This window comes from Streptomyces sp. NPDC087845 (assembly GCF_044742755.1).
Classification (GTDB): Bacteria; Actinomycetota; Actinomycetes; order Streptomycetales; family Streptomycetaceae; genus Streptomyces.
Map to the genome: position 1 here is coordinate 211987 of NZ_JBIUVC010000011.1, position 24057 is coordinate 236043.

The following is a 24057-nucleotide window of genomic DNA, read 5'->3' on the forward strand; positions in this document are numbered from 1 at the left end:
GGGTGAAGCGGTGGGATGGGGACGCGACTAGCGCACCCAGCCCGTGAAGCCCTGTCCGATGGTCCGGGCCTTCTCCGTCGTACGCGGCCGGGCGCCGCCGTCGACCGCGGCCGACACGGCCCGCACCAGCCACGCGTTGACCGACAGGCCCTCGCGGCTCGCGGCCTCCTCGGCGCGGGTCTTGAGGTGGGCCGGCAGGCGCAGGTTGACGCGGGCGGTGCCGCCCTCGTCACCGTCGGCCGGGGCCGGGGCCTTGAGCGGCTCGACAGGCACGGCCGGCTCCGCGGGGGCGCCGCCGTCGGTGGGCGGCGGCGTCACCACGAAGTCGGGGTCGAGCCCGCGCAGCCGTACGTCGACCGAGCCGGGGGCGAGTTCGCGGGTGATCTCGTCCGTCGCGGCGGAGAGCACATTGAGCATGGTCAGCCGGGCCGCCGACTCCAGGGGAGCGGTGAGTCTCGCCGCCAGCTCGCGGGCTTCCTCGCCGCCGGCTTCGGCGGCCACCGCAAGTTCGCGGCGGAGGGTGTCGACATACGGAGTGAGGTCCATGACGCCATGATGGCACCATCATGGCGCCACTCGCAAGGCGTAAGGGAACATTCCCGGGCCGACACCTGACCTAACCGCGCTGACCTGCGAAAACGTCTTGGCGCTTATCTGCTTGATCGTGGCGCCACGCGCGCGCCCGCGCCTGACGGGGCACGGAAAGGCAGCGGACGACACCAGGCGGCACCGGGTGACGCCGGACGGCATCGGATGGCACTGGGATGGCGCCAAGCCGCGCCACTCGACGCCATGTGATGCCACACGATGCGGCAAGGGGGTGACCTGCCCCCGTCCCGCGGTCTGCCGCTGGACCGAGCCCACCCGAGCCCACCCGAGGCGGCACGACCGGGCCCGCCCCGCCCGGCCGGGGCGTGTGCGAGGTCGTGGTCAAACGCCCCTTCGACGGCCACGGTGTGCAGGCCGTTCGATGCCGGATCACATCATCGGTGCGGGCCTCAGGACTTGGGGGCCGCCACCGCCGCCTGGGGTCGGATGGGGAGGCGGTTGATCGGGCGGCCGGTGGCGGCCCGTACCGCTGCGGCCACTGCTGCGGGGGACGTCACCACGGGGACCGCCGAGGCGGGCTTGGCTCCGAAGGGGGCCACCACGTCGCGTTCTTCGACGAGTTCGACGATGCGGATGTCCGGTGCGTCCAGGGCGGTCGGGAGCGCGTAGCCGGTGAGGTCGGGGTGGCGGATCAGGCCGCGGGCGCTGCGGAGGTTCTCGGTGAGGGCGGCGCCGATGCCCTGGGTGATGCCCGCCTCGATACGGGTCGCCAGCTGGGACGGGTTGAGGACCCGGCCGACGTCCTGGGCGATCGCCATCTCCACGACCCGGACGGAGCCGAGTTCGATGTCGACGTCCACCACCGCGCGGATCGCGCAGAAGGCGAGGCCGACGAAGGCGTCGCCCTGGCCCGACGCGTCCAGGGGTTCGGTCGGGTGGGGGCGGCACTGGGCGGTGGCCCAGAGTTCCTTGCCGTCCATCGCTTCCATGACCGTCGTGGACAGCACCCCGTCGTACGAGGTGATCTTGCCGTCGGCGATCTGCAGCAGCTCCGTGGACATGCCGAACTTGTGGGCCAGCGGCTGGAGCAGCTGCGTACGGACCATCTTGGCGGCGCGTTCCACCGCTCCGGCCGAGACCCAGGTGTGGCGGCCGTGCGTCGCCGGGCCCGCCGGGGGCTGGTCGGTGTCGACGGACGCCACGTGGACCTCTTCGATCCCCAGCGTCTCCTGGACCACCTGGCGGGCGAGGGTCGAGAAGCCCTGGCCCGTCTCGACCGCGGCGCAGATGACCGTGGCGATGCCGTCGTGGACCCGGACCGTGGCCGTGGAGACCTCGTCGGCGCCCTCCGCGCCGAGCATGTGGACCATGCCGATCGCGTAGCCGACCCCTCGGCGCACCGCGCCGGGCTCGCCCGCGCCCTCCGGGCCGCCGGGGAGCAGCCAGTCGTCCTCCGGGGCGTCCTTGGGCAGAGCGGGGAGGGGGAAGTCCCGTACCGCGGTGAGGAGTTCGGAGACCGGTGCCGGGCAGGTCACCGTCTGACCGGTGGGGAGGATGTCGCCGGTGGACAGGACGTTGCGCAGGCGCAGCTCGGCCGGCTCGATGCCGAGCTTGGCGGCCAGCTTGTCCATCTGGCCCTCGTACGCCGCGCAGACCTGCATGGCGCCCTCGCCGCGCACATGGCCCGACGGCGGGTTGTTCGTACGGACCGCCCAGCCCTCGATGAAGGCGTGCGGGACGACGTACGGGCCACAGGCGAACGCGACCGCCGCGGCCAGCGACTCGGACGAGGCGTCGGCGTACGCACCCGCGTCGAGCAGGATCTGCGCCTCGACCTTCACCAGCCGGCCCTCCGCGTCCGCGTGGTGGCGGTAGCGCAGCAGCGTCGGGTGGCGGTGGGCATGGCCGAGGAAGGACTCCTCGCGGGTGGCGGCCAGTTTGACCGGGCAGCCGGTGCGCAGCGCGAGCAGGCCGAGCGGGAGCTGGAAGCCGGGGTCCTCGCGGTCGCCGGTCGCGCCGGGGACGCCGGTGACGACGACCTTCACCCGGTCCGGTTCGAGGCCGAAGCAGGCGGCGGCGAGATCGCGGTCGGTGTGCGGGTCGGTGGAGGCGGTGTAGATCTCCACGCCGCCGTCGGGGCGGGGCACCGCGAGTCCGGCCTCGGCGCCGATCGGGGCGGGGTCCTGGCGGCCGATGCGATACAGGCCCTCGACGACGACCTCGCCGGTGACCTCCGGGTCGCCGTAGCACAGCGGGATGTGGCGGATCAGATTGCCGTCGGGGTGCAGCGGTTCGGCGGCGAAGGCCTTCTCCGGGTCGGTGACCGGTTCGAGGACCTCGTACTCGACGGTGATGGCCGCGGCGGCGAGCCGGGCCGTGTCGGGGTGGTCGGCGGCGACCGCGGCGATCGGCTCGCCGTGGTGGCGGACCAGGTCGGACGCGAAGACCGGGCGGTCGACGACCCTGCGCCCGTACGCCTTCTCCCCGGGGATGTCCTCGTGCGTGATGACGGCCCGGACCCCGGGCATCTCGACGGCACCCGAGGTGTCGATGGACAGGATGCGGGCGTGCGGGTGCGGGGAGCGGAGTACGGCCGCCCACAGCAGGCCCTCGGCCCAGAGGTCGGCTGCGTACGGGAAGGTGCCCTCGGTCTTCGCACGCGCGTCGGCGGGCGGGAGGGAGACGCCGAGGCCGAGCGCGGACGGCTCGGCGTCGGATCCTTCTGCCGGTGGGGTGGTGATCCGTGTGCTGGTCGCGTTGGCAGCGGTGGCTGCGTCGTTGCTCACGCCATGCCTCCGTCCTGCGGGTGCGGCTGAATGCTACGGGCGTCCGGGGCCGCCTGGTGGGGGATGCGGACCTCGTCGGACTCCGGGGACGGGGAGTCCGACGAGGCGGCGGGGTCGGCGCTTGCCTCGCGGCCCGCGATGACCTCGTTCACGGCGTCGAGGACGCCCCGGTAGCCGGAGCAGCGGCAGAGGTTGCCGCAGAGCGCCTGACGCGTCTCCAGTTCGCTGGGGGCGTGGTTGCCCTCCAGCAGGTCGTGGACGGTCATCGCCATGCCGGGGATGCAGAAGCCGCACTGGACGGCCCCGCACTTGGCAAGGGCGCGCTGGACGTCGGACGGCTCGCCGTCCACGGCCAGGCCCTCGACCGTACGGACCTCGCTGCCGGCCGCGGTCGCCGCGGGGACCAGGCAGGAGGCGACCAGACGGCCGTCCACCTGGACGTTGCAGGCCCCGCACTCACCCTGTGAGCAGCCGTCCTTGGCCCCCGCGAGGCCGAGGCGCTCGCGCAGCACGTAGAGGAGCGACTCGCCGATCCAGGCGTCGGTGACGGGGCGGTCGGCGCCGTTCACATGCAGGACGTAAGAGGCTGCCGGGTGCTCGCTGGGAACGTCGAAGGCAGCCTGGGACTCGGAAAGTTGGGCCTCGGGGAGCCCGGCCTCGGGGAGCTGGGCCTCGACGGCCTGGGCTTCGAGCGGCTGAGACTCGGGGAGTTGCCCGTCGGGAAGCTGTTCCTCGGAGAGCTGCCTCTCGGAATCCTGCCCCTCGGCACGCTGTCCTTCGGAGAGTTGCGCTTCCGGGAGCCGGCCTTCGGGGAGCCGGTCCTCAGGGAGCTCTGCTTCGAGCGGTGGGGCGTCCGACGGGGCGTCCGGCGAGGTGTCCAGTGGTGGCGCGTCGGGCGACGGCTCGGCCGGGAGGTCCTCGGACGCGGCCTCCACCGGGTGTTCGGCAGAGGCGTCCTCCGCCACGGCGGTGTCGGGGGCCGGGGCCTGCGCAAGGTCCGCTCCGAGCACGGGGACGTCTCCCGTTCCTCCGGCAGCGAGCACGGGGACGTCTCCCGTGTCTCCGGCAGCGGGTACGGGGGCGTCCTCGCCGGCCGTCTCCGGTGTGGCCGCCTCGGAGACCCGGAGAGCATCCCCGTGGGCCACGGGGTGCGACGCCGAGGGCGTCTCGGGAGGCTCCGCCGCGGACTCCGCGGCAGGTGCGAAATCGGCTCCCGGCGCGTGCTCCGGCTCGATGTCCGCACCGGGTGCGGGCTCCGGCCCCACCGCGGGCTCGGGCTCCGCGACCGGCTGCTGGGCCGCCCACGGCGCGGGGGCACCGCCCGGCAGCGTGGCCGGTGGAGTCCGGTCCGCGTACCACTGGGCGGCCAGCGCCGAGGCCGCGAACTCGCCGGACTCCTCCGGGAGGTCACCGTCGGCGACCGGGATCGTCCACTGGCCGGTGTGGCCGGGCTGAACGGCGTGGTCGACGTTGCCGACCTGGTCGACGTGATCGACGTTGCCGGTGTGGTCGACGTGACCACCGTGGCCGGTCCGGCCCGGCTGGACACCCTGGTCGCCGTGGTCGGTGTGGTCGGTATGACCGGGCTGAACACCGTGGTCGACGTGACCGCCGTGACCGCCGTGGTCGGTGTGGCCGAGCTGACCATCGTGGTCGGTGTGACCGGGCTGAACACCGTAACCGGTGTGGTCGACGTGACCGGTGTGGTCGACGTGACCGGGCTGAACGCCGTAGTCGGTGTGGCCGGTGTGGTCGACGTGACCGGTGAACTCGGTGGACTCCGTGAAGTTCCACTGGCCCGTCGCGGCCGACGTCTCCCGGTACTGCTCCTGATACGGGTACTCGTACCCGTACTGCGTCTGCTGCTCGTTCGGGTCCGGCCAGTGCACCGCGCCGGGTGCCGGCTGCTCCGGCCCCGTGGCCTGTTCCTGCGGGTTCTGCGTCGGTACGGCCCAGCTGCCCGTGGCCGCCGGGTCGAGGCCGGCCGCGGGGGTCAGCGGCAGGATCATCGGCGGTACGTAGCCCTGGCCGGGCGCGGCCAGCGGGATGTTCGCCAGGTCCTCCGGCGGCAGGTGGACGAAGGCGGTCGCCTCGGCGTCGTACTCGCCGCCCTGCGGCGTCGGCTGCCAGTGCCCGTGCTGCGGCTGCTCCCGCTGCCCGTGCTGTTCGTTGCGGTCCTCGTTGCTCACGACAGTGCCCTCCCCAGCGCGCGTCGGGCCAGCGCGGCGACGGTGCGCCGCAGATGCAGTACGGCGGGGGGCAGCGGTGGCGCCTCTCCCCCGTCGGCGGGCGGTGCCTGGTCCGGGATGCAGGCCGCGGCGACGTACTCGCCGAAAGCGGCCAGCGCGTCCGGTGCCAGGCCCCGTTCACCGTCCCAGTCGATCAGTGAGGCGATCCAGCGTTCGGCCTCCAGCGGCCGCAGCGGCATCGGCGCGATGGCGCCGACCGCGCAGCGCACCCCGCGCCGGGCCGGGTCGAGGACGATCGCCACGGACGCGGTGGCGCGGCCGGGACCGGTGCGGCCGGTGGCCTTCAGGAAGACCTGGGGGGCGTGCAGCAGCGGTACCCGGACGAAGCCGATCAGTTCGGCGGGTTCGAGCATGTCGCGGCCGGCCAGCAGGTGCGAGACCGGGATCTCGCGGCGGGCGCCGCCCGGCCCCGCGATGACGAGTTCGGCCTCCAGGGCGGCGAGCACCGGCAGGGCGTCGCCGGTCGGGGCGGCGGTGGCGATGTTGCCGCCCAGCGTGCCGGCGTTGCGGATCTGGGGCGGGCCCGCGGCGCGCGCGGACGCGGCCAGGGCGGGGATGAGGGCGGCGAAGTCGGGCCGCCCCATGCGTGCGTGGGTGAGTCCGGCGCCGAGCAGGGCGTGGCCGTCCTGGTAGTGCCAGCCGCGGAGCTCGCTGATCCGGCCGAGGCCGACCAGCCCCGAGGGGCGCAGCAGCCCCTTGTTGACGGCCGACATCAGGTCTGTCCCGCCTGCCACAGGAACGGCGGCAGGCATGGCGCCGAGTGCCGCCACGGCCTCGTCGAGCGAGGCCGGCAGCGTCACGGACTGCGTCGCCTGCGGTGCGTGCGTGGTCAACCCAGCTGCCCCTTCCCGGTGTCCCGGCTGTCCGGCTCGTTTCGCCGTACGGTACGTGCTCACAGCCTGGACGTGGCAACTCTGGCACATCTTCCGATCGGACCGACGCGAGGGTCCACGAAGGGCGTATCCGTCCCCGAGCAGGACGATGGTCCTGATTCGCCCCGCTTCGACACAGAGCGCGAATTGCCACTGTTCAGCGAGCCTTGTGCGGGTTCTTCCGTTCCGGTGGGGGTGCGCTCCAGGGGCGCGTTCCGGACAATGACCGCCGGCCGCCACGCTCACGGGAGCGTGACGGCCGGACCCGGGGCGCAGCCGGAATCACACGTTCGGGGGCGGTCCCTCAAGGGGGCGTCCGAGGACGCCGGGGCGCTGCTGCCGGGGCAACGGCCCACCCGGCGGCCGGTAGTCGACGCCGAGGGCGTCGAGCCGGGCGTAGTGCGTGGTCATGCGCCGTTCGAAGTCCGCGAAGTCGCGGTCGGCGGAGGCGGGCAGGGGGGACCAGGCGACCTCGGCGAACGCCGCGAGGCGCGGGAAGACCTGGTAGTCGACGCGGGACCGGTTCTGCATGACCTCGGTCCAGACATTGGCCTGGGTGCCGAGGATGTGACGGGCCGCCGCCTCGGAGAGGCCCGGGGGTACGGGTTCGAAGCGGTAGACGTCCTCCAGGGTGCGGACGAAGCCGATGGGCATCGGCTCGTCGGGGCCGCCGTCCTGACGGTGGTCCAGGTAGACGTGCTGTTCCGGGCACATCACGACGTCGTGGCCGGCCTCGGCGGCCGTGATGCCTCCCCCGTACCCCCGCCAGGACGACACGGCGGCGCCCGCCGGGAGGCCGCCTTCGAGGATCTCGTCCCAGCCGATGAGCCGGCGGCCGCGGGCGGTGAGCCAGGTGTCGAAGTGCCGGATGATCCAGGACTGCAGCTCGTCCTCGTTGGCGAGGCCGAATTCCTCGATCCGGGCCTGGGCGGCCGGGGAGTCCTTCCACTGGTCCTTGCGGCACTCGTCGCCGCCGATGTGGATGAACGGCGAGGTGGCGGCGGGGAAGAGCGCCAGGACCTCTTCGAGGACGCCCTCGAAGAAGCGCAGGGTGTTGTCGGTGGGGGCGAGTACATTCGCGTTGATGCCCCAGGTGTCCCAGACGGAGAGGGCGGTGGTGTCGACGACGTCGGCGTTGCCCAGTTCGGGGTAGGCGGCGATGGCGGCCTGCGAGTGGCCCGGGATGTCGATCTCGGGGACGACCCGGATGTGCCGCTCGGCCGCGTACGCGACGATCTCGCGGATGTCGTCCTGTGTGTAGTAACCGCCGTGCGGGGTCTCGTCCCAGAGCTCGGAGGCCCGGTGTCCGTGCTTGGTACGGGACCGCCAGGAGCCGACCTCGGTGAGCCGGGGGTAGCGCCTGATCTCGATGCGCCAGCCCTGGTCGTCGGTGAGGTGGAAGTGGAAGACGTTCAGCTTGTGCGCGGCGAGGAGGTCGAGATAGCGCAGGACGTCGTCCTTGGGCAGGAAGTGCCGCGCCACGTCGAGCATCATGCCGCGCCAGGCGAAGCGGGGGCCGTCCTCGATGTCCGTGAAGGGGACGACGGGCCCGCTGCCGGGGCTGACGGGTGCGCGGCGGAAGGCTTCGGGCCCGAGGAGCTGACGGAGGGTCTGCGCGCCCCAGAAGACTCCGGCGGCGCTCCCTCCGGTGATCTCGACGCCGGTGGCCGGTCCCGCGCACAGCCGGTAGCCCTCGGGTTCCAGGGCCGGGTCCAGGCAGAGCCGGACGGTGTTCGCGGCGCCCTCGGCGTCCCTGCCACCCGGTGCGAGCGGCAGGCCGAAGGCGGCTCCGAGCGTGGAGCGCAGCCAGCGTTCGGTGTTCTCGGTGCCCGGGGCCGCCGTGAGGGTGGTGGACGGGTCCAGCACGAATCCGGCCCGCCCCTCGTCACCGGTGTCGGCGCAGCCGCCGATGTGCACGGGGGCCGGAATCAGTTCCATGTCCATGGGGTCAGTCCTTTACCGCTCCGCCCAGTCCCGAGACCAGGCGGCGCTGTACGAGTACGAAGAAGACCAGCACGGGAATGGTCATCACCGTCGAGGCTGCCATGATCCCTCCCCAGTCGTTCTCATCGGGCTTGAAGAAGACCAGCAACGCCATCGGGAGCGTCGACTGGGAGATGTCGCTGATGATGAACGACTTCGCGAACAGGAAGTCGTTCCAGGTCGAGATGAAGGAGAAGACGCTGGTCGCCACCAGGCCGGGGAAGACCAGCGGGAAGAGGATCTGCCACAGGAAGCGCGTGCGGCTCGCGCCGTCGACGCAGGCGGCTTCCTCCAGTGCTTCCGGGACGGCCTTGACGAAGCCGCGCAGCATCCAGATCGCGAACGGCAGCGAGAAGGCGAGGTGCGGCAGGATCAGCGAGCCGAGCGTGTTCAGCTGGCCGAAGTCCCGCATCAGGAAGAACAGCGGGATGGTCAGCGCCTCGACCGGCACCATCTGCGCGACCAGGAACATGATCAGCAGCGTGGTGCGGAAGCGGAATCTGAACCGGGTCACGGCCGTCGCCGCCAGGAAGGCGATCAGCGCGGAGACGATGACGACCGTGCCGGCGACGAGCAGGCTGTTGAGGAAGTACCGCCCGAAGTCGTGCTGCTCGAAGACCCGGCGGAACGAGTCCAGGGACGGTGACAGCGTCCACGGGCGGGGGTTCGCCGACTGGATCTCGCCGGCCGGTTTGAGGGCGGAGAGAACCATCCAGTACAGCGGGAAGGCGACCGCGGCGGCGATCAGCAGGGTCGCGGCCTCGGCGGCCAGCCGGCCGGGACGGCGGATGCGCGGCACGCTCCGTGCGCTCACAGTTCCTCCCCCTGACGCCGCACCAGGCGCAGATAGAGGAGCGTGACGGCCAGCAGGATCACCAGCATCACGACGCCGATCGCCGAGCCGAGGCCGTACTGCGAGGACGCGAACGCCTTCTGATACGCGTACACGTTGAGCACCAGGTTCTGGCCGGCGATGCCGCCGCCGTTCGTCATGACATAGATCTGGGTGAAGACCTTGAAGTCCCAGATGATCGACTGGATCGTGACGACGACGAGGATCGGCCGCAGCATCGGGGCCATGACCGACCGCCAGATCCGCCACTGCGAGGCCCCGTCCAGCGCGGCCGCTTCCAGCACCTCGGTGGGGATCGCCCGGATGCCCGCGTACACGGTCACCATCACGAACGGGAACGAGCACCACAGGACTTCGAGAAGCACCAGGGCGAAGGCGCTGTAGCGCCCGTACGTCCAGGAGAAGTCACCGAGTCCCAGCACCCGGTCGACGGGGCCGAAGTCCGGGTCGAAGAGGAACACCCAGACGGTGGAACCGGTGATCGCGGGGGTCGCCCAGGCGCCGAGCGCGGCCATCATCAGCGCGAGGCGCGGCACGGCCCGGACCCGGGTGAGCAGGACGGCGAGCGCGCAGCCGACCAGCAGGGTGGCCAGTACGCAGACCGCGGCGAAGACCACGGTCGTCAGGAGCACCTGCCGGAACTGGCTGTCGGCGAAGAGCGCCGCGTAGTTCCCGAACCCTTGGAAGGTGGTCGGTTCACCGCCGCTGACCTGGGCCTGGGTGTACTCCAGGAAGGAGATCAGGCCGAGTTGAAAGATCGGGTAGACCAGCAGTCCGCCGAGGAGGACGAGCGCGGGCAGGAGGTAGAGCCAGGGGGTCCAGCCGGGGTGGCGCGCGGGCGAGGCCGGGCGGCGGGGCGCCCGGGGGGACGTGCCGCCCGCCCCCGGGGTGCCGGGCGCCTTGTACGCCGTACTGTTCGCGGTCATCGTCAGCCCGCGTCGGAGAACGCCGCGTCCATCTTCTTCGCCGCGTCGTCCGAGGCCCTCGCCACGTCCTTGCGGCCGCTGACGATCTCCTGGAACATCGTCGGCAGGACCAGCGAGGAGTCGATCCCGCCCCAGCCGGGCGAGGCCGGGACGAACTTGGCGCCCGCCCCGAGCGTCCTGACGAACGGTTCGACGAACGGTTCCTTCCTGGCGACCGCGGCCCGCACATCGGTGTACGTGGGCAGGAAGCCCATCGCGTCGAACATCTTCGCCTGGGTCCGCTTCCCGGTCAGGGACTTCATCAGCTCGACTGCGAGGGTGCGGTGCGAGCTGCTCCTGAGTACGCCGATGTTGTTGCCGCCCGCGAACGCGGGGGCGATGGAGCCCTCCGCGACGCCGGGCAGCGGCACCACCGCGTACCTGCCCTTCACCGCGCCCGCCTCGACGGCGGCGTGGCTGAAGTCGCCGCCGATCGCCATGGCGGCCTTGCCGGAGGCGAAGGCGGTGATGGTCGCGTTGCCGCCCATGGCCGCGCACTTGGCGGCCGGGCAGTTGTCGTCGCCGAAGAGCGAGGTGTACGCCTCGATGCCCTTGCGGGCCTTGTCGCTGTTGATGGCCGCCTTGTACGTACCACCGCTCTCGTCGGCCAGTTCGCCGCCGTTGGCCCAGATGAACGGCAGGGCGCCATAGGTGTAGGCACCGCCGACCACCAGCCCGTACAGGTCCGGCTTCTTCTTGTGGATCTTCTTCGCGGTGGAGATCAGCTCGGCCTGGGACTTGGGGGCCCCGATCCCCAAGTCCTCGAAGACGTCGGTGCGGTAGTACAGCGCGCGTACGCCGACGAAGAGCGGCGCCCCGTAGACCTTGCCGCCGACCGTCACGGACTGCTTGGCCGTCGGGTCGGTGTCCTTGGCCTCGTCCCGGGCGGCGAACTCCGCGCCCACCTCGGCGAGTCCGCCGTCCCTGACGTATCCGGCGGTGTCCGTGTTGCCGTACTCGATGAGGTCCGGGGCACTCTTCGGGTCGTTGAACGCCGCCTTGATGCGCTGGGCCCGGGTGTCGACCGGTATGTACTCGACCTCGGCCTTCGCGCCCTTGTGGGCCTTCTCGAACTCCGCGACCGCCGCGTCGACGACCTGCTCCTTGGGCTTGTTCCCGACCTCCTGGAACAGCCAGACGCGCAGCGTGCCGGTCTTCTCGTCCCCCTCGGCCCCGGTGCCGGAGGTCTGCGGCGCACAGGCGGTGGCGGTGAGACCCGCCAGCACAAGCGCCGCGGCCGGGGCGGCAATTCGGGCAGACAGCTTCATGCGGAACCCCTACCGGTAGGCGTTGCAACATGCGCAACATGCATTTCGTTCTGCACAACTGGCAGGAGAGTAGGTGCGTGCGCAGACGCCGACAAGTGGTCTCAACCACTCTGTGACCCGGTGACGCAGCCCGTGCAACGCGAAAAGCCCCCGGGGCGCGCATGACGCGCGCCCCGGGGGCCCGAAGCAATGGTGGCCGAACGGCCCCGGACTACTTCTTGTCCTTGCCGCCCTTGCCCTTGTCCTTGTCGCCGCCGGCGCCCATGGACTCGTAGATCTCCTTGCACATGGGACAGACCGGATACTTCTTCGGGTCGCGGCCCGGTACCCAGACCTTTCCGCACAGTGCGACCACGGGGGTGCCCTCCAGGGCACTCGCCATGATCTTGTCCTTCTGGACGTAATGGGCGTAGCGCTCGTGGTCGCCGTCGCCGTTCGACACCTGCGGCGTCGGCTCTACGAGGGTGCCCGTACCTGCCCCGCGCTCGGGCTCAAGAGTGCTCATAACCGCCAAGGGTACTGAAAGCCCGGCGGATCAGTTCAGCGAAGGGTCGTCCGGATAGGTGGCGATCATCGCCAGTTCGCTGCGCTGGCGGCGCAGGACCGCCCGCCAGAGGTGCTCCGGACGCGGGGAGGAGACGTCTCCGGGCTCGGACTCGACGACGTACCAGGCCCCCTCGGACAGTTCCGTCTCCAGCTGCCCGGGGCCCCAGCCGGCGTACCCGGCGAAGATCCGCAGCGAGCCGAGCGCCGCGGCCAGCAGCTCCGGCGGGGCCTCCAGGTCCACCAGGCCGATCGCCCCGTACACCCGGCGGAAGCCGACGGGGTCCGCCCGGTTCGAGCGGGGCCGCGCGCTCGGGGAGGGGCCTTCGTCGCCGGGGATGACGGCCACACCGAGTGCCGAGTCGAGCGAGACCGGGCCGCCCTGGAAGACGACACCCGGTTCACCGGTCAGACCGGCCCACGACGTGAGGATGTCGCCCACGCCGACCGGGGTCGGCCGGTTCAGGACCACGCCGAGTGAGCCCTCCTCGTCGTGGTCGAGGAGCAGCACCACCGCGCGGTCGAAATTCGGATCCGCGAGCGCGGGTGTGGCCACGAGCAGTCGCCCTGTGAGCGAGGACACCTCGGTCATGGCAGAAATGATCCCGCATCTTCGGTCTCCGCGGGCACCAAGCGGGCCGACCGGTCACCGGGGAGAGCCGCGCCCGGCTCAGGGCGCAGCTCAGGGCGCACGGACGCATGGGGAGCGCACCCCTGGGAGGCGTTTGCGGACGGTAACCCTCCGCAAGAGTGGGGGAGCAGAGCGTGTTGTGGCGAATTCATGACGTTCGCGCACCCCCCGTCCTCTTACGGAAGGGGGGCCGCGGGCCATTACCCTTTCGGTTGGCCCCCTGCCCGACCACTCCGGAACGCGAGATTCATGACCGGCACAGACGATGTCCTGCTTGTCCACGGCGGAACCCCGCTGGAGGGCGAGATCCGCGTCAGAGGCGCCAAGAACCTGGTGCCGAAGGCAATGGTCGCCGCGCTGCTCGGCAGCGGGCCCAGCCGGCTGCGCAATGTGCCCGACATCCGCGACGTGCGGGTGGTCCGGGGTCTGCTTCAGCTGCACGGCGTGACGGTCCGGCCGGGTGACGAACCGGGCGAGCTGATCCTGGACCCGACCCATGTCGAGAGCGCCAACGTCGCCGACATCGATGCCCACGCGGGCTCGTCGCGCATCCCGATCCTCTTCTGCGGCCCGCTGCTGCACCGGCTGGGTCACGCGTTCATTCCGGGACTCGGCGGCTGCGACATCGGCGGCCGGCCGATCGACTTCCACTTCGACGTGCTGCGGCAGTTCGGCGCGACCATCGAGAAGCGGGCGGACGGCCAGTACCTGGAGGCCCCGCAGCGGCTGCGCGGCACGAAGATCCGGCTGCCGTACCCGTCGGTGGGCTCCACCGAGCAGGTGCTGCTGACGGCCGTGCTCGCCGAGGGCGTCACCGAACTGTCCAACGCGGCCGTGGAGCCGGAGATCGAGGACCTCATCTGCGTACTGCAGAAGATGGGCGCGATCATCTCGATGGACACCGACCGGACGATCCGGATCACCGGTGTCGACCGGCTGGACGGTTATACGCACCGGGCGATCCCGGACCGCCTGGAGGCGGCCTCCTGGGCGTCCGCGGCACTGGCCACCGAGGGCAACATCTACGTACGGGGCGCACAGCAGCGCTCGATGATGACGTTCCTGAACACCTTCCGCCGGGTCGGTGGCGCGTTCGAGATCGACGACGAGGGCATCCGCTTCTGGCACCCGGGCGGCGCACTGAACGCCATCGCCCTGGAGACGGACGTGCACCCGGGTTTCCAGACCGACTGGCAGCAGCCGCTGGTCGTGGCCCTGACCCAGGCGTCGGGCCTGTCCATCGTCCACGAGACGGTGTACGAGTCCCGGCTCGGCTTCACCTCCGCCCTCAACCAGATGGGCGCGCACATCCAGCTCTACCGCGAGTGCCTGGGCGGCTCCGACTGCCGCTTCGGGCAGCGCAACTTCCTGCACTCGGCGGTCGTGTCCGGACCCACGAGACTGCAGGGTGCGGATCTGGTCATCCCGGACCTGCGCGGTGGATTCTCGTACCTGATCGCCGCCCTGGCGGCACAGGGCACGTCGCGGGTGCACGGCATCGACCTGATCAACCGCGGCTACGAGAACTTCATGGAGAAGCTGGAGAAGCTCGGCGCGAAGGTGGAGCTGCCGGGCGGCGCGCTGGTCTGAGACGGGCGGCCGCGGGGCTGCTGACGGGGGTTCGGGGCGCTGCCCCGGGCCCCCGTTTCCCGTCCGCGGCCCGGGCCGGGGCGCGGAGACCCGCTCGACGAGGGCGGCAGAGGGCCAGAACGGGCCCTCTCGGGCCGGTGCGCGGAAGGGCGGTCACCCTGGTCGGGTGACCGCCCTTCATTGCGCCTGTGGGGCTTACTTGCCCTTGGCGGCTTCCTTGAGCTTGGAGCCCGCGGAGACCTTCACGCTGTAGCCGGCCGGGATGTTGATCGGGTCGCCGGTCTGCGGGTTACGAGCGGTGCGAGCGGCACGGTGGGTGCGCTCGAAGGTCAGGAAGCCGGGGATGGTGACCTTCTCGTCGCCCTTGGCGACGATCTCACCGACGGTCTCGGCGAGGGCGGCCAGCACGGCGTCGGCGTCCTTGCGAGTCACCTCGGCGCGGTCGGCCAGGGCGGCCACCAGCTCACTGCGGTTCATGTTGTTACTCCCGTGTTCTTCTTGCCTGTGAGGCGTGAGATCGAAGCCGATGCTGCCAGGGCCCTCGGACAGTCCCCGGACCCGGGTCTGTCTCCAGACCCTCGCGCCCGATTACGCATCCTGCCCCCACCTGCGGCGGGAAAGCCAATCCGGCACCCTCCGGAGTCGCACGAAAGGCACCCTCGCCTCGTCGTGGTGACGTTCCGTCGACTCCCCGAAAGCGGTCCGCAGCGGATGCGGGGCTCTGCGGGACGCGCCGCCCGCCCACCCTAAAGGGGCGTTTGGGGCGCCGCGACCCGCGACGCGCCGTACGTCGGACCAACGTGCGGGGCACCACCGCCGTGCGCACCGCCGACCGGGGCCGTGCGGGGGTCGGCGCGCGGGTGGTCCCGGCCGGGACCACCGGGGGCACCACCGCCGTGCGCACCGCCGGCCGGGGCCGTGCGGGGGCCGGCGGTGGGCGGTCTCAGCCGAGGCCGCCCTGGGACGGCGCGGCGCCGCCCGCCGTCTTGGCCGCGTCGCGGACGGCACCGGCGACCGCTCCCGCGACCCTGTCGTTGAAGACCGACGGGATGATGTAGTTCGCGTTCAGCTCGTCCTCGGCGACGGTCTCGGCGAGGGCGCCCGCCGCGGCGAGCATCATCTCCGTGTTGACGGTGCGGGACTGGGCGTCCAGCAGACCGCGGAAGACCCCCGGGAAGACCAGCACGTTGTTGATCTGGTTCGGGAAGTCGGAGCGGCCGGTGGCGACAACTGCCGCCGACCGGCGGGCGATTGCCGGGTCCACCTCGGGGTCCGGGTTCGCGAGCGCGAACACGATCGCACCGTCGGCCATGGCGGCGACATCGGTGCCGTCCAGCACGTTCGGGGCGGAGACGCCGATGAAGACGTCGGCGCCCACGACGGCCTCCTTGAGCGTGCCGGTGACGGACTCGGGGTTGGTGTTGTCGGCGATCCAGCGCAGCGGCGAGTCGGCGTCGGCGGAGACCAGGTCCTCGCGGCCCGCGTGCACCACGCCGTGGATGTCGGCGACGACGGCGTGCTTGACGCCCGCGGCGATGAGGAGCTTCAGGATGGCCGTACCGGCCGCCCCGGCGCCGGACATGACGATCCGTACGTCCCCGATTCCCTTGTCCACCACGCGCAGCGCGTTGGTCAGCGCGGCCAGGACCACGATCGCGGTGCCGTGCTGGTCGTCGTGGAAGACGGGGATGTCGAGGGCCTCGCGCAGCCGTGCCTCGATCTCGAAGCAGCGGGGTGCGGAGATGTCCTCCAGGTTGATGCCCGCGAAGCCGGGGGCGATCGCCTTGACGATCTCGACGATGGCGTCGGTGTCCTGGGTGTCCAGGCAGATCGGCCAGGCGTCGATGCCGGCGAACCGCTTGAAGAGGGCCGCCTTGCCCTCCATCACCGGAAGGGCGGCCATCGGGCCGATGTTGCCGAGGCCGAGCACCGCGGAGCCGTCCGTCACAACTGCGACGGAGTTGCGCTTGATGGTGAGGCGGCGGGCGTCCTCGGGGTTCTCGGCGATCGCCATGCAGACCCGGGCCACACCCGGGGTGTAGATCATCGAGAGGTCGTCACGGTTGCGGATGGGGTGCTTGGACGCCATCTCGATCTTGCCGCCGAGGTGCATCAGGAACGTACGGTCGGAGACCTTGCCCAGCACGACGCCCTCGATGCCGCGCAGGTTCTCGACGATCTCGTCGGCGTGCGCGGTGGAGGTGGCCGCGATGGTGACGTCGATCCGCAGCTTCTCGTGGCCGGAGGCGGTCACATCGAGGCCGGTGACCGAACCGCCGGAGGACTCCACGGCCGTGGTGAGCTGGGAGACCGCTGTGCCGCTCGCGGGCACCTCCAGCCTGACCGTCATCGAGTACGAGACGCTGGGCGCCGTTGCCATGGCCGAGTCCTTCGCTTTCCTTAGCTTCATTGCCGCGCGGCCGGGGCGCTCACCTCGGTCACGCTTCCCGATCGTCGCACCTACTGGCCGGTAGCCGGTAATGACTGCCACGTTTCGGAAAGTGGTTTCCACCATACGAGATATGACCGCTTCGGCGGAACCCCCACCGCCTCCGGCCGAACCGGGTTCGCGAGGCCCACCGGGTTCGCGAGGCCCGCACCGGCCCACCGGGCCCCGTCGGGCCACGCCGGACCCGTAAACAACAGGACCCGTAAACAAGAACAGACCCGCGCCACCGGAAGGTGACGCGGGTCTGTCTTCTTGGTCAAGCGGCACCGACCCGCCATGCTCGCCTCGCGGCAAGTGGTCGCTCGAAGCGACGAAGGTTGGGCCCGGGGGCTTGGATCGAGCCGGTGCCGACACCAGGCTAACAAAGACCCCGCAGAAGTGATTCCTGCGGGACGGATCGGTTCGGAAATCCGTCCGCCCGGCGGTGCCTCCGCTCCGGCCCGGCCCCGCCTCAGTCCCTCAGCAGGTCCGGGACGCCGTCCTCGTCGGGCAGGTCCCGCTCCCCCGAGACCACCGTGAGCTGCTGCGTCGCCCGTGTCAGCGCCACGTACAGCACCCGCAGGCCGGCCGGGGACTCGTCCGCGATCTCCGCGGGCGAGACGACCACCGTGGCGTCGTACTCCAGGCCCTTCGCCTCCAGGCTGCCCAGGGCCACCACCCGCTCGCCGAGGCCGGCCAGCCAGTCGCGGGCCTGTGCCCGGCGGTTCATCGCGACGACCACCCCCACCGTGCCGTCCACCTCGGCCAGCAGCCGCCGCGCCTCCTCGCGCACCGAAGCGGCCAGATCGCCGTCCCGTACGGTCTCGAAGCGCGGCTTCACGCCCGTGGAGCGGACCGCGGCCGGTGACTCCATTCCGGGCATCGCGAGCGCCAGGACCTTCGAGGCCAGCTCGGCGATCTCCGCCGGGTTGCGGTAGTTGACCGTGAGGGTGAAGTGGCGGCGCGGCCGGTTGCCCAGCGCCTCGTCGCGCGCGCGGGCGGCCTCGTCCGGATCGGACCAGGAGGACTGCGCCGGGTCTCCGACGATCGTCCAGGTGGCGTGCCGGCCGCGGCGGCCGACCATGCGCCACTGCATGGGCGTGAGGTCCTGCGCCTCGTCGACGATGACATGCGCGTACTCCGTACGCTCCGCGGCCAGCCGCTCGGCCCGCTCGCGCTGGGTCTCCTCGCGCTGCGGCATGAGCTCCTCCAGACCGGAGAGCTGGTCCAGCGGGTCGAGTTCGCGCTTCTTCTTCGGCCGGTGCGGGGTGCCCAGCAGCGTCTGGAGCTCGTCGAGGATCGCCACGTCGTGCACCGAGAGCGGCCCGTTGCCCCCCTTGTCGAGCCGCTTCAGGGAGCGGGCCAGGCGGCGCACCTCGCCCTGGTTGAGCACCCGGCGCGCCCAGCGCCCGAGCCGCTTCTCGTCGGCCATCGCGGCGAGCACCCCGCGGGGGGTGAGCTCGGGCCACCAGGCGTTCAGGAAGTCCAGGAAGGGGGCCTCGGTGGCGACGTCCTCGTCGAAGGAGGAGCGCAGTTCGGCGGCCAGTTCGGGGTCGGTGTAGCGGCCCCGGCCGGAGGATTTGTTCCACAGGGCGTCCAGGAGCATTCTGCGGGCGCGCGGGCGCAGCAGGTTGACCGGGGCGGTGCCGCCGAGGACGGACTGCCGGATGCGGTGCAGTTCGTCGGCGTCCAGTTCGACCCTGGCGCCGAAGGCGACGACCCGCAGCCGGGTGGGGGTGGCCGGAGCCCCGCCGGTTCCGCCGTCCGCTCCCGCTGTTCCGGCTGTTCCGTCTGCTGCCTCTGCTCCCGCTGTTCCCTCTGCTCCGTCTACTTCGTCACCGAAGGACAGCTGGCCGTTCCGGTCCGCCGCCCTGCGGCGGGTGCCGGGCTGTTCCAGGGCACCGCGTGACGCCTTGCGCAGCACCTGGAGCATCCGGGAGGAGCCCTTGATCCGGGCGACGGCGGGCTCGTCGTACGTGGTGGCGCCCTCGACTCCGGCCGCCTCGTCGGAGAGCGAGCCGACCGCGCGGATCGCGACCTGCCCCTCCTCGCCCAGCGAGGGCAGCACCCCTTCGGTGTACGCGACGAGGAGCGGGGTCGGCGAGACGACGAGGATGCCGCCCGCGTAACGCCGCCGGTCCTGGTAGAGGAGGTACGCGGCACGGTGCAGGGCGACGGCCGTCTTGCCGGTGCCGGGGCCGCCGGAGACCTCGGTGACGGAGGCGGCGGGGGCCCGGATCACCAGGTCCTGTTCGGCCTGGATCGAGGAGACGATGTCCCGCATGGTGTGGCTGCGGGCCTGGCCGAGCGCCGCCATCAGGGCGCCGTCGCCGATGACGGGGAGCCTGTCGCCGCCCAGATAGGCGGTCAGCTCGGGGCGCATCAGGTCGTCCTCGACACCGAGGACCCTGCGGCCCTTGGAGCGGACGACCCGGCGGCGTACCACCCGGCCCGGTTCCTTCGGCGTCGACCGGTAGAACGGGGCGGCGGCCGGTGCGCGCCAGTCGATGACCAGCGGCGCGTAGTCGGAGTCGAGGACTCCGATCCGGCCGATGTGCAGCGTCTCCGCGATGTCGGCGGACTGGTCGTCGCGTACGGCGTCGTCGGCCGGTTCGACGGAGGTGTACGCGCCGTCCGGGCCGCGTTCACCGTCCTTGCCGAGCAGCAGGTCGATCCTTCCGAAGAGGAAGTCCTCGAACTCGCTGTTCAGCCGGTTGAGGTGGACTCCGGCCCGGAACACCTGGGCGTCGCGCTCGGCGAGCGCCCCCGGGGTACCGACCTGGCCGCGCTTGACGGCGTCGTCCATGAGAAATTCCGCCTCGTGGATCTTCTCTTCGAGGCGGTGATAGACACGGTCGAGATGTTCCTGCTCGACACCGATTTCCCGGTCCCGCAACGAATCGACAGCGGCATCCTGCGCGGCCACCGAGGCCCCCTTCTGACGTGCATTGGGCAGCCGTCAACCTTATGCGAAGGGGGGCCCGCCGCGCACCTGCCGCGCGTATCGAAATGACACGGCAGGGTCTCGATCAGGCGTACGGAGAAGGGCCGCGGTCCGTTCGGACCGGTTTCAGGTTTCTCTCCGGTACGCCCGCTCCCGCGTCCGCCCCCTCCACCGCGTCCACGGCCGCGTCCACGGCCGCCACCGCCGCCGCCCTGCGCCGGTGCCGGGCCACCCGCTCCCGGTTCCCGCACACCTCGCTGGAGCACCAGCGGCGCCGGCGGCCGCGCGAGGTGTCCAGGTAGAGGCGCCGGCAGTTGTCGGCCTCGCAGCGGCGCAGTCCGGCCCGCGCCACGGGATCGGTCAGGAGCTCGACGACATCACGGGCGACGGCGGCCAGCAGCTCGCCGCATTCGGGATCGGCGCTCAGGGCCCGTACCAGCGTGCCGCTCCTGCCGCGCACGGCCCGCAGTCCCGGCGGGGCGGCCGCGGCGAGCGCGTTGACCCCCTCCAGGGCGCCTTCGGCCCCGCGGCCGCCGAGCTCCGCGGCCAGCAGACGCTCGACGCCGGTCCTCAGCTGCCGGAAGCGCACCACCCAGGTGTCGTCCACGGCATCGAGGCGGGTGCCGCCCGGCACGAGTCCGGAGGCGACCAGCCACTCCGCGAGCCGCTCGGCGCCGTCGAGCAGTTCGCAGGCGCCGGAGGTGCCGGTCCCCGTGGCCACCAGGTCCAGGCAGGGGCGCCCGGAGTCGAACCGCCAGTCGTACGAGCGCTTGCCCGCCGCCATGCGTGAGTCACCGCCTCGGGGTCTCCGGTCGAGGTCTCCCCCAGAGTGCTCCTCGGGGCGCCACCCCGGAACCCCTGCTGCCGCGCGGGTCGGCCGGTGTGCGGGGCCGTACGGTGTGCCGATGGGCAGCGAGCTCCGCGCCGCCCGCCCCGGGACCGGCCCGCTCCTGCTCGGGCCGCGGCCGCCCGACGGCCGGTACGCCCCTGATCGGGGCGTGCCGCGATCCCGAGCTGCGCGCCGTGCCGCCCTCGGGCCGTCCGGGGATCAACGGCCCCGGACGGGCCTCACACGGTCAACGACGAACCGTCGAAGAGGATCCGCTGGAACATCCGGTGGTCGCGCCAGTCGCCGTTGATGTGCAGGAAGCGCGGGGCCAGTCCGTACTGCTCGAAACCGCACTTGGCGAGCACCCGCTGCGACGCCACGTTGTCCAGCATCGTCCCCGCCTCGACCCGGTGCAGGCCGAGCCCGTCCCTGGCCACCTCGCAGACCCGCTGCACGGCGGCCGTGGCCAGACCGCGGCCCGCGTACTCGACATCGATCCAGTAGCCGAGAATCGCGCTGCGGGACGGCCCGAGCACCATGGCGGTGAGGTTGAACCCACCCACCGCGCGGTCCTGTTCGTCGGCGAGCACCCACGGCATCGCCCGTCCCGCCTCCCGGTCCGCGAGCATCCCGGCCAGCCGCTCCTGCTGCCCCCGCTCGGTGTAGAAGACGTCGGGCCGCTCGGGCTCCCAGGGCCGCATGTACGCGCGGCTGCGGGTCAGGGCCGCGGCGAGGGAGGCGGCGTCGGCCGGGGTGGCGGGGCGGAGTCGTACCTCCGCGTCGATCCGGTGTATGTCGTCGATCATCCGATCACGCTACCCCGGCCCCCTCAGCCCTCGTTCTCCACGGCCAGCGCCGCCAGGCGGTCGAAGGTGCGGATCAGCTCCGTGCGCCTTTCCTCCTTGTGCCCGGCCGTGGGCTCCAGGCCGTCGATGGTCCGCTCCCACACGTCCATGAACGTCTTCTTCCAGTCCTCGACCACCGCCGTCTCCGGCACCCGCGCGCCGACGTGGTGCTGCTCCCCGATCAGGCACAGCAGCTCGACGTTGCACGGCACGGCCACACCCCAGTATTCGTCGGGCTCCAGGCCGACGGGGTCGCCGGCCATCGCCTCCTCGATCTCCGAGACGAGCCGTCCGGTGATGTCCGACAGGTGATCCGCGGCCGCGTCACTGTCGAAATTCCCTTTGCCCCAGGTGCCCATGGGCCCTCCCTCTCCCTCGTCGGCCGTCTGCGCCGGTTCTATCAACCGGGACCGACAACGGGAGCACCGGCAGGACCGTCCCCCGGCGTGTCCAGCGCCAGCCGGTAGCCGCGCTTGACGACCGTCTGGACGAGGCGGGGCGCGCCCAGTGCCGCACGCAGCCTCGCCACGGCCGTCTCCACCGCGTGTTCGTCCGCGCCGCCGCCGGGCAGCGCGCGCAGCAGGTCGGCGCGGGACACCACCCAGCCCGGCCGGCGGGCCAAGGTGTGCAGCAGGGCCATTCCCGCGGGCGGCACCGGGCGCAGTGCGCCGTCGACGACCACGGCGTGGCCGCGGATCTGGACCCGGTGCCCGGCGAGCGGCAACGTGTGCGCCCTGGCGGGGAGTTCGCGGCACAGCAGCTGGACGAGCGGGGCGAGCCGGAAGCGTTCCGGCTGGACGGTGCCGATCCCGCGGGCCCGCAGCGGGACGGCGGTGACCGGTCCGACGCAGGCCACGAGGACATCGTCCCGCAGGGCGCTCAGAAGCTCCGGGAGCAGCCCTCGCCTCTCGGCCCGGCCCAGCAGTGACGCGGCGGCCGGGGCACTGGTGAAGGTGAGGGCGTCCAGGTCCCGGGCCAGGATGGTGTCGAGCAGCCGGTCGAGGGGCGCGATGTCCTCGGGGGCCTCCCAGCGGTAGACGGGTACGGCGATCACCTCGGCTCCCGCGCCGCGGAGCGACTCGATGAAGCCGGGAATCGGTTCGCCGTGCAGCTGGACGGCGATACGGCGGCCCTCCACGCCCTCGCCCAGGAGCCGGTCCAGCACCTCGGCCATGGACTCGGAGGCGGGTGACCACGCCTCGGTCAGCCCGGCGGCCCGGACGGCGCCCTTGGCCTTGGGACCGCGGGCCAGCAGCTCGACGCCGCGCAGGACCGCCGTCAGCCGGTCGCCGAGACCCCAGCCGTCGGCGGCCTCGATCCAGCCCCGGAAGCCGACGGCGGTGGTGGCGACGACCACGTCGGGGGCGGAGCCGACGATTCCCCGGGTGGCGGCGAGGAGTTCGGTGTCGTCGGCGAGCGGCACGGTCCGCAGGGCGGGCGCGTGCACGACGGCGGCGCCGCGCCGCTCCAGCAGCGCGCCGAACTCCTCCGCGCGCCGCGCGGCGGTGACCCCGACGGTGAAGCCCGCGAGCGGCCCGTGGTGTTCGTCCTCGTGCATGTGGTCTACCCGGCTCTCGTCCCGCTGCTGCCCGATGGTGCCGACGGCCGAGCCTGCCAACGGCACGTGACGGACCTGGTTCATCCGTATGTCCCGCACGTTACGTCCGACGGCACCGAACCGTCGTGCTCACGCGCGGCACCGCCGGTCCGCGGCTCGGCGGGTCCGGGTGCGGTGGTCCCGGTCCGGCGAAGGTATACCGCTCCCGGTTCACCGGTCAGGCGGTGCCCAGCATGAGCGCCGCGTCGGGCCGGGGCAGCCAGCTCCCGCCGGGCCGCACCAGCCAGTCCTCCTCGGAACCGAGCCGGGCCGCGGCTTCGCGCAGGGCATCGAGGCCGGGGTGGCGCAGCCCCCTGCGCCAGACCAGCAGGAGCGGGGAGACCGGTACGGGGCGTACCAGCGGACGCACCACGGTGCCCGGTATCGGAGGGAAGTCGACGACACACAGAACAGGTTGGCGCGACTTCGCCATGACCCGCTGGAATTCGGCCACGCCGACCGCGAGCGGGACGGGCGGTGCCAGTTCGATGCCCCACTCGGCGAAAAGCAGCCGGGCGAGGTCCGTCCATTCCCTGGTGCGCGGGTTCCCGGCGCCCGCGTACACGGTCTCACCGGCCAGGTCGGCCAGGGCGACGGTCTCGTGCGCGGCGAGCGGGTGAGCGGCCGGGAGCAGCACGGCCATCGGCTCGTACCGCACCGGCTGTACACCGAGCCGCGCCCGCACCGCGGGGTCGAGTCCGGCGGCGCGGCCGAAGGAGACGTCGAGCCGCCCGGCGAGGATCTCGCCCGCGGCCCAGGTGAGCCCGCTCTCGAAGCGGGCCATCAGCTCGCAGGCGGGAGCCAGTTCCCGGGCGCGGGCCAGTACCCGGGCGGCCGCCATGCCGTCGGTGTTGAGGTCGACGAAGAGCGGCCGGGCGGCGGGGTCGGCGAAGGCCGCGGCAAGATCGTCGTGCGCCTCCAGCACCCGCCGGGCGTGCGGCAGGAGCCGCTCGCCGTCGGCGGTGAGGGAGACCTGCCGGGTGGTGCGTACGAAGAGTTCCGCACCCAGTTCGCGCTCCAGCCGGCGGATGTCCCGGCTCAGCGCCTGCTGTGCGACGTAGAGCCGGGCGGCGGCACGGGTGAAGTGCAGCTCCTCGGCGACGGCGACGAAGGCGCGGAGCAGCC

General features: G+C 72.2%; 19 protein-coding genes. 1 reads left to right on the plus strand and 18 read right to left on the minus strand.

What is annotated here, in order from left to right; translation table 11 throughout:
* Positions 1 to 27: 27 nt before the first annotated feature.
* The 10 genes from ACIOMQ_RS27620 to ACIOMQ_RS27665 form a co-directional block, all read right to left on the minus strand.
* The gene (locus ACIOMQ_RS27620) at positions 28 to 546 is read right to left on the minus strand and encodes a hypothetical protein (protein ID WP_401268406.1); all 519 of its coding nucleotides are present in this window, start codon (positions 544 to 546) and stop codon (positions 28 to 30) included.
* 452 nt (positions 547 to 998) lie between these two features.
* The gene (locus ACIOMQ_RS27625; RefSeq protein WP_401268408.1) at positions 999 to 3335 is read right to left on the minus strand and encodes a xanthine dehydrogenase family protein molybdopterin-binding subunit; all 2337 of its coding nucleotides are present in this window, start codon (positions 3333 to 3335) and stop codon (positions 999 to 1001) included.
* A complete protein-coding gene (locus ACIOMQ_RS27630) occupies positions 3332 to 5524 on the minus strand; it encodes a 2Fe-2S iron-sulfur cluster-binding protein (RefSeq protein ID WP_402190801.1) in 2193 nt (730 codons plus the stop codon). The genes ACIOMQ_RS27625 and ACIOMQ_RS27630 overlap by 4 nt, the downstream gene beginning before the upstream one ends.
* Entirely contained in the window at positions 5521 to 6417 is an 897-nt protein-coding gene (locus ACIOMQ_RS27635; RefSeq protein ID WP_072484141.1) for a xanthine dehydrogenase family protein subunit M, read from the minus strand. The genes ACIOMQ_RS27630 and ACIOMQ_RS27635 overlap by 4 nt, the downstream gene beginning before the upstream one ends.
* Before the next feature lie 321 nt (positions 6418 to 6738).
* Positions 6739 to 8400, minus strand: a complete 1662-nt coding sequence (locus tag ACIOMQ_RS27640; protein WP_362205360.1) for a beta-N-acetylhexosaminidase — start codon at positions 8398 to 8400, stop codon at positions 6739 to 6741.
* A gap of 4 nt (positions 8401 to 8404) precedes the next feature.
* Positions 8405 to 9253, minus strand: coding sequence for a carbohydrate ABC transporter permease (locus ACIOMQ_RS27645; protein ID WP_362205363.1), 849 nt, complete (start codon positions 9251 to 9253; stop codon positions 8405 to 8407).
* Positions 9250 to 10218: a carbohydrate ABC transporter permease gene (locus tag ACIOMQ_RS27650; protein ID WP_402190803.1), complete on the minus strand. Its 969-nt coding sequence runs from the start codon at positions 10216 to 10218 to the stop codon at positions 9250 to 9252. The genes ACIOMQ_RS27645 and ACIOMQ_RS27650 overlap by 4 nt, the downstream gene beginning before the upstream one ends.
* Positions 10219 to 10220: 2 nt before the next feature.
* Complete coding sequence (locus tag ACIOMQ_RS27655; protein ID WP_362205369.1) at positions 10221 to 11525, minus strand: extracellular solute-binding protein; 1305 nt, start codon at positions 11523 to 11525, stop codon at positions 10221 to 10223.
* Positions 11526 to 11736: 211 nt separating this feature from the next.
* A complete protein-coding gene (locus ACIOMQ_RS27660; protein ID WP_072484142.1) occupies positions 11737 to 12030 on the minus strand; it encodes a DUF3039 domain-containing protein in 294 nt (97 codons plus the stop codon).
* Between the two features lie 30 nt (positions 12031 to 12060).
* Entirely contained in the window at positions 12061 to 12660 is a 600-nt protein-coding gene (locus ACIOMQ_RS27665) for a YqgE/AlgH family protein (protein WP_362205372.1), read from the minus strand.
* A gap of 288 nt (positions 12661 to 12948) precedes the next feature.
* Between ACIOMQ_RS27665 and murA the strand changes: the two genes are divergently transcribed.
* A complete protein-coding gene (gene murA / locus ACIOMQ_RS27670) occupies positions 12949 to 14289 on the plus strand; it encodes a UDP-N-acetylglucosamine 1-carboxyvinyltransferase (RefSeq protein ID WP_362205375.1) in 1341 nt (446 codons plus the stop codon).
* A gap of 195 nt (positions 14290 to 14484) precedes the next feature.
* On the opposite strand, the gene ACIOMQ_RS27675 is transcribed toward murA, so the two are convergent.
* The 8 genes from ACIOMQ_RS27675 to ACIOMQ_RS27710 all read right to left on the minus strand — a co-directional run bounded on the left by ACIOMQ_RS27675 (position 14485) and on the right by ACIOMQ_RS27710 (position 24055).
* Positions 14485 to 14766, minus strand: a complete 282-nt coding sequence (locus ACIOMQ_RS27675; RefSeq protein WP_003968811.1) for an HU family DNA-binding protein — start codon at positions 14764 to 14766, stop codon at positions 14485 to 14487.
* A 466-nt stretch (positions 14767 to 15232) separates the two neighbouring features.
* The gene (locus ACIOMQ_RS27680; protein ID WP_362205378.1) at positions 15233 to 16669 is read right to left on the minus strand and encodes an NAD-dependent malic enzyme; all 1437 of its coding nucleotides are present in this window, start codon (positions 16667 to 16669) and stop codon (positions 15233 to 15235) included.
* 520 nt (positions 16670 to 17189) lie between these two features.
* Positions 17190 to 19643 carry a UvrD-helicase domain-containing protein gene (locus ACIOMQ_RS27685; RefSeq protein WP_362205381.1) on the minus strand — a complete coding sequence of 818 codons (2454 nt, stop codon included), beginning with the start codon at positions 19641 to 19643 and terminating at the stop codon, positions 17190 to 17192.
* A gap of 103 nt (positions 19644 to 19746) precedes the next feature.
* The gene (locus tag ACIOMQ_RS27690; protein WP_402190807.1) at positions 19747 to 20445 is read right to left on the minus strand and encodes a CGNR zinc finger domain-containing protein; all 699 of its coding nucleotides are present in this window, start codon (positions 20443 to 20445) and stop codon (positions 19747 to 19749) included.
* A 284-nt stretch (positions 20446 to 20729) separates the two neighbouring features.
* Entirely contained in the window at positions 20730 to 21296 is a 567-nt protein-coding gene (locus ACIOMQ_RS27695) for a GNAT family protein (RefSeq protein ID WP_362205387.1), read from the minus strand.
* Positions 21297 to 21319: 23 nt separating this feature from the next.
* Positions 21320 to 21694, minus strand: a complete 375-nt coding sequence (locus ACIOMQ_RS27700; protein WP_402190809.1) for a DUF4259 domain-containing protein — start codon at positions 21692 to 21694, stop codon at positions 21320 to 21322.
* Positions 21695 to 21735: 41 nt separating this feature from the next.
* On the minus strand, positions 21736 to 22893 hold the full coding sequence (locus ACIOMQ_RS27705) for a uroporphyrinogen-III synthase (RefSeq protein ID WP_402190849.1): 1158 nt from the start codon (positions 22891 to 22893) through the stop codon (positions 21736 to 21738).
* A 217-nt stretch (positions 22894 to 23110) separates the two neighbouring features.
* A complete protein-coding gene (locus ACIOMQ_RS27710) occupies positions 23111 to 24055 on the minus strand; it encodes a LysR family transcriptional regulator (RefSeq protein WP_362205433.1) in 945 nt (314 codons plus the stop codon).
* Positions 24056 to 24057: the final 2 nt, after the last annotated feature.